This is a genomic window from Streptomyces sp. BE20 (genome assembly GCF_036322525.1).
GTDB lineage: Bacteria > Actinomycetota > Actinomycetes > Streptomycetales > Streptomycetaceae > Kitasatospora.
Genome location: NZ_JAQYWW010000511.1, coordinates 1 through 1,071, shown reverse-complemented (window position 1 = coordinate 1,071; position 1,071 = coordinate 1). Strand labels below are relative to the sequence as shown.

The following is a 1,071-nucleotide window of genomic DNA, read 5'->3' as shown; positions in this document are numbered from 1 at the left end:
GCCGAGGTGGCGCTCGCGAGGGTGATCAGCGGCGCCATCGCGGCGCCGGCGCCGGCGATGGCGGCGCCGCGCAGGATGGATCTGCGGCTGATCGGGCGCGGCTCGGGGGTGGACATTTCTCGCCTCCGGGAGGTGGGGGTGGAGGTGGCCGGCGCCGCCCGTGCGGGGCGAGGTTGGCGCCGGGAAGGGAAAAGAGCTATCAAGGCCCGTCGGGGTGAGCGGGATGCTCTCGCAGGCGGGCTCACTGTCCGCCTGGCTCGTCGGTGCGATGCCACCAGTGGTGGCGGTGTGGTGACCGCGTCTTCGAAGCCGACTGTGGAGGCCGCGCCTCGGGGGTCAAGGTGGCGCGCGTGACGGTGGACGGCAGGCGCGGGGTGGGATGTCTCCCCCGTTGGGCTTCGGAGACGAGGAGAACGTATCTGATATACTAAATTGCCGCAAGGGGACCATCTCGGATTTTCCGGTTCCCGGGCAGCCTCCTCCTGTCGCAGGTTGGGCCGGGGGTGCGCTGCCAGTCATTGTTGGCCCGCCGCGGTGGTCGTCAGGCGGGCAGTTCGGCCCAGACGAGTTGGCCGTTGCTGGTCCGCATGGCGCCCCAGGTGCCGGCCAGGGCGGCGACCAGGAGGAGGCCGCGTCCGTCGCAGTTCTCGGAGGTGTCGCCGGGGTCGGAGGTGTGGTCCTCGGGGTCGAAGCCGGGGCCGGAGTCCTCGATCTCCAGGCGCACGACCCGGTGGCCGGCCTCGGGTTCGCACAGGGCCAGGCCGACGCGAGCGGGGGCGGCGCCGTGGCGCAGGGCGTTGGTGGCGAGTTCGGTGGCGATCAGGGTGAGGTCGTCGATCAGGTGGGGCAGCTGCCAGCCGGCCAGCAGGGCGGTCACCCAGTTCCGCAGCAGGCCCGGGGAGCGGGTGTCGGCGGTGAGTTCGCAGTGGGTCGAGCGGGGGGCCGCTTCCGCGGGGAGGATGCCGGGCGTGGTGGTGACGGCGCGAGGCATGGTGGCTCCTCGGCTTGTGGGGGACGGTGCACACCCGGCCCGGGCGGCGCCCGCACGGCGACCGAGGGAACGCCTCAGGT

Annotated in this window: 1 protein-coding gene; it reads right to left on the bottom strand. The window is 72.9% G+C overall.

What is annotated here, in order from left to right; translation table 11 throughout:
• Positions 1-541: 541 nt before the first annotated feature.
• A complete protein-coding gene (locus PUR61_RS08015; protein ID WP_329877177.1) occupies positions 542-991 on the bottom strand; it encodes an ATP-binding protein in 450 nt (149 codons plus the stop codon).
• Positions 992-1,071: the final 80 nt, after the last annotated feature.